Below are 528 nucleotides of genomic sequence, written 5' to 3' on the forward strand. Positions count from 1 at the left end.
AAGGTATCCGCAGTTAAAAGAGCGCTGCTCATTTTTAGGGATATAGTGCGTAGGAGATAGGAGAACGGAAACGGCTTGATTTTCCTTATTGTAGTCATCAGTAGCAATACGAGCCTGTTCTTTAGCCCATGCCATGACACCATCGCGGTCAGTAGAGAGCAAAAGGGAAAGTTCAGCCAAAGTGCCAAGCCGTTTATGAACTCTGGAAGTATTTTTGCCGTTCTTATCAACAAAAGAATGACAGATATAAAAAGTTTCAGAGGATTTAGATCGAGTAGTAGTAACTTTCATATACATCACCTATACAAATTATATCACATATTACCAATAATTACCATATAATAAAGCTAAAAATTTGACAAAATAACCTAAAGAAAAGCCTATGATAAAAGGCTTTAGAAGCTATTAGCTATGAATAGACTGTCAAAGACCCGGATTCTCATAGGGAACAAAGAACAACCTATCATGATAAATCTTGCATTGGAAATCAGAATTCTATATTTCTTCATTCGCTGGTTTCTATAAACT

General features: G+C 36.0%; 1 pseudogene. It reads right to left on the minus strand.

Annotated features, from left to right (window positions below):
• Positions 1-291: pseudogene (locus ACESPQ_RS20800) on the minus strand (transposase); the annotation flags it as partial.
• Positions 292-528: the final 237 nt, after the last annotated feature.

The sequence above is a fragment of the Clostridium sp. HGF2 genome, from assembly GCF_964240115.1.
Classification (GTDB): Bacteria; Bacillota_I; Bacilli_A; order Erysipelotrichales; family Erysipelotrichaceae; genus Clostridium_AQ; species Clostridium_AQ innocuum.